This window comes from uncultured Hyphomicrobium sp., assembly GCF_902826555.1.
In the GTDB taxonomy this organism is placed as follows: domain Bacteria; phylum Pseudomonadota; class Alphaproteobacteria; order Rhizobiales; family Hyphomicrobiaceae; genus Hyphomicrobium_C.
On the sequence record NZ_CADEFI010000021.1, the window covers coordinates 49,164 to 52,847 of the forward strand.

General features: G+C 64.0%; 5 protein-coding genes. 4 read left to right on the forward strand and 1 reads right to left on the reverse strand.

Features of this window, described 5'->3' with window-relative positions:
- The first annotated feature begins 133 nt into the window (after positions 1-133).
- Positions 134-1,174: a hypothetical protein gene (locus QZV93_RS10660; RefSeq protein WP_295558305.1), complete on the forward strand. Its 1,041-nt coding sequence runs from the start codon at positions 134-136 to the stop codon at positions 1,172-1,174.
- A gap of 77 nt (positions 1,175-1,251) precedes the next feature.
- On the forward strand, positions 1,252-1,833 hold the full coding sequence (locus QZV93_RS10665) for an alpha/beta hydrolase (protein ID WP_295558307.1): 582 nt from the start codon (positions 1,252-1,254) through the stop codon (positions 1,831-1,833).
- 47 nt (positions 1,834-1,880) lie between these two features.
- On the opposite strand, the gene QZV93_RS10670 is transcribed toward QZV93_RS10665, so the two are convergent.
- A complete protein-coding gene (locus QZV93_RS10670) occupies positions 1,881-2,204 on the reverse strand; it encodes a DUF1476 domain-containing protein (protein ID WP_295558309.1) in 324 nt (107 codons plus the stop codon).
- Positions 2,205-2,562: 358 nt separating this feature from the next.
- Between QZV93_RS10670 and purC the strand changes: the two genes are divergently transcribed.
- Both purC and purS read left to right on the forward strand, forming a co-directional pair.
- A complete protein-coding gene (gene purC / locus QZV93_RS10675) occupies positions 2,563-3,351 on the forward strand; it encodes a phosphoribosylaminoimidazolesuccinocarboxamide synthase (RefSeq protein ID WP_295558317.1) in 789 nt (262 codons plus the stop codon).
- Positions 3,352-3,439: 88 nt separating this feature from the next.
- Positions 3,440-3,682, forward strand: a complete 243-nt coding sequence (purS, locus tag QZV93_RS10680; protein ID WP_295558310.1) for a phosphoribosylformylglycinamidine synthase subunit PurS — start codon at positions 3,440-3,442, stop codon at positions 3,680-3,682.
- Positions 3,683-3,684 lie beyond the last annotated feature (2 nt).

Sequence of the window (3,684 nt, forward strand, 5' to 3'; positions counted from 1 at the left end):
GCTCGAAATCCCGTCCACGGACCAATGTATCACACTCGCCAGAAAAGGGCCGACCGCTCTTGGGGCGGCTATGCGCGTCAGCTATTGTGCGGGGATGACGGATCACGCGATACCTTCCCGAAATTCCGAGCTTGTGCGCCGCATCGGCGTGACGCTCGCCGTGCTTGCGCTCTATCGCATCGCCTCCTGGGTGCCGCTGCCCGGGGTCGACATCAGCTCGTTGCTCTCGCCGGAGGCGGTGCACACGACGGCTGTGCCGCGCGTCTCCATGGTGGCGCTCGGCGTCGTGCCGATGCTTTCGGCGCTGATCCTGATCGAGATGGCCATGATCGCCTTTCCGCGCCTGCGGGCTTGGGCGGGCGAGCACGCGGAACGGCGGGCGGAGATCGACGGCTGGGCGCTCGTGCTGGCGCTGGCGATCGCCGGCTTTCAGGCCAATGGCGTTGCAGTGGCGCTTGAAGAGATCCACGTGCTGGTCGCAGAGCCGGGGCTCGTCTTCCGCGCCGGTGTGATCGCGTCGCTGGTCGGCGGGAGCGCCTTTCTGCTGTGGCTCGGATCTCTCATCACGCGCCATGGCGTCGGCAACGGGTTGTGGGTTCTGATTGCGGTCCCCTACGCCAATTCCTTCACCGAGGCCCTCGTGGCGCAGCATGCGCTTTGGGGACCGGCGAGCTTCGTTTCCATTGCGCTCTCGGTCGGTTTCCTCGGCCTTTGCGCGGGCGTTCTGGCCGCGCTTCTCAAGTCCTCGCCCGCTCGAGCTCAAACCGAGGAACTGCCTTGGGCGCCCATTCTCGGCTTCGCGGCCGCGAATTGGGTGTTGATCGTGCCGCTGCTCGTGCTTTGGCTGCTGGGTGCCGACACGCAGAACGTCGACATCAATACGCTGCTCACCAGCCAGGTGGCGCTGCTCCTGCCGGTGGTCACAATTCCGCTGCTCGTGCTGCTGCGCCGGAGAAGCTTTGCCACGCCTGCCGCGGCGCCGGCGTCCGCCGTCCCGCTGGCGCTCGCTTTCGGCGCGCTGGTTGCAGCGGGGACGGCGCTCGCCTATCTACCGGCCCAACCGCTGTTTCCACTTCCTGCCCCCACACTGGTCCTCGCGGCCATCGGGCTGGTGGTCGTCGATGGACTGGTCAACGAACGCCGGGGGACGGAAACGGCCCCGACCGTGTCCTAGGGTCGTTCCGGCTTCAGTGAAAAACCGATTCCGGGTTTTCCGGAGGCGCTCTAGCTTTGCTGTTTTTACGAGGTGTCATGCGCACGTCAGACGTCGATATTCTGATCGTCCCCGGCTGGTCGAGCTCCGGTCCGGATCATTGGCAGTCGCGTTGGGAGCGCACACTCAAGACGGCGCGGCGCGTCGAGCAGGAAAACTGGATCGAGCCCGATCGCGAAGCCTGGGTGGGACGCATCATCGAGACGGCAGTGCAGAGCACGCGCCCGGTGGTGCTCGTGGCGCATAGCCTTGGGGTGGCCGCCGTGGCGCATCTCGCCAAGCGCATTCCGAAGGGATTTCTTTCGGGTGCCTTCCTGGTGGCTCCGGCCGATGTCGACAACGCATCGGTGTGGCCGGAAACGGAAGGCTTGAAGCTCAACGGCGCCGGTAGCGGATTTGCCCCGTTGCCGCTCGATCCCCTCCCCTTTCCATCGGTGCTGGTCGCTTCGTCGAGCGATCCCTATTGCGGGATCGAGCGCGCGAAACAGCTCGCCGAGGCGTGGGGGTCGACACTGGTCGAGGCGGGGGACGCGGGACATATCAACGGTGCCTCGGGCCACGGTCCGTGGCCCGAGGGCGTGTTGCGGTTCGGCTCGTTCCTGCAGGGGCTCGCGGACTGACCGGTCGGGTGCGCCCAGCGCGCTCGAGCGCGCGTCGTGCCGGGGCCTTACTTGCTCGCCTCGATGTCCGTCACGGCCTTGGCGAGAAACTCGCCCAGCTTGGCGCGAATCTCGGCGTCATCGATCGCCACGCCCCTGTCGGCGAAGTCCTGCTTCACCTTGCGCAGCACGTCGTCGTCGCCCTTCTCGGCGAGGTCCGCCTTGCGCACGGCCTTGATGTAATCCTCGAGCGCGGCGCCCGTGATCCCAAGCTTGGCGCCCGCCCACTCGGCGAGCATCTTGTTGCGGCGGCTCTCGGCGCGGAACTTCAGGTCCTGGTCGAGGGCGAACTTCTTCTCAAAGCTTTTTTCTCTATCGTCGAACGTCGTCATGACCGTCTCCACCAGGACTTGCTGAGGCCGGGATGTTCCGGCTTTGTTCAGGGCAACGCGTGTGTTGTATGGGCCGCAAGATTCCCCGCGGCCCAGGAGCGGTAACCCGACGTGGCTGACAAATCAACGGCTTGTCATCCCTAGGGCGCGGACCCGTCCCCAACCCTTGTTTAGATTGTTTCCGACCCCCGCTTCAGCTAGTGTCCAAGACATGATTTCTGTGGTTGCGGCCGCCCCATACTAAGACGAGAATTCCCAAAATCTCGCTGAGAATTCAATGGGTCGGCTTCCGAACCACAGGCCCTCCTTCTGTAAAACAAGATTGAGCATGAGCGTGATCGTCAAGGGACCAGGATCGATGAGCAAGCGGCGTCGAATCTACGAGGGCAAGGCGAAGGTTCTTTACGAAGGACCGGAGCCCGGCACTCTCATTCAGCATTTCAAAGACGACGCTACGGCCTTCAACGCAAAGAAGCACGCGCTCATCGAAGGCAAGGGCGTGCTCAACAACCGCATCTCCGAGTATATCTTCCAGCGTCTCGGCGAGATCGGCGTGCCGACGCACTTCATGAAGCGGCTCAACATGCGCGAGCAGCTGATCCGCGAGGTGGAGATCATTCCGCTCGAGGTCGTGGTGCGCAATGTCGCTGCCGGTTCGCTCTCGACGCGTCTCGGCCTCGAGGAAGGCACGCAGCTGCCGCGCTCGATCATCGAGTTCTACTACAAGGCCGATAACCTCAACGATCCCATGGTCTCCGAGGAGCACATCACCGCGTTCAGCTGGGCGACGCCGCAAGAGATCGACGAGATCATGCAGCTCGCGCTGCGCGTGAACGACTTCCTCGTCGGCCTCTTCCTCGGCATCGGCATTCGTCTGGTCGACTTCAAGGTGGAGTTCGGGCGTCTCTGGGACAACGAGCAGATGCGGATCGTGCTCGCCGACGAGATCAGCCCCGACTGCTGCCGCCTGTGGGACATCTCGTCGGGCGACAAGCTCGACAAGGACCGCTTCCGCCGAGATCTCGGCGGCGTTCTCGAGGCTTATCAGGAGGTGGCCCGCCGTCTCGGCGTGCTCACCGAGCAGCGCCCGCCGAAGGGCGTTGGGCCCGTGCTGGTGGCGTCGAACCCGACGGGTAAGCCGAATTAACCTGTGGGGCAACAGGCAGCATGGCAGCAGGCAGCGAACCTTCCTATATCCTGCTGTCCGTTGTCTGCTGCCAGTTGCCTGAGGTCTCATGAAAGCCCGCATCAAGATCACGCTCAAATCCGGTGTCCTCGATCCGCAGGGCAAGGCCATCCAGAACGCGCTCGGCGCGCTCGGCTTCGAGGGCGTCAATGATGTGCGGCAGGGCAAATACATCGAGGTCGATGTGGCCGGCATGAGCGAGGAGAAGGCGCGCGCCGAAGTGGAGCGCATGTGCCGCGATCTGCTCGCCAACACGGTGATCGAGAACTACAGCTACGAGCTTGCGCCCTGATG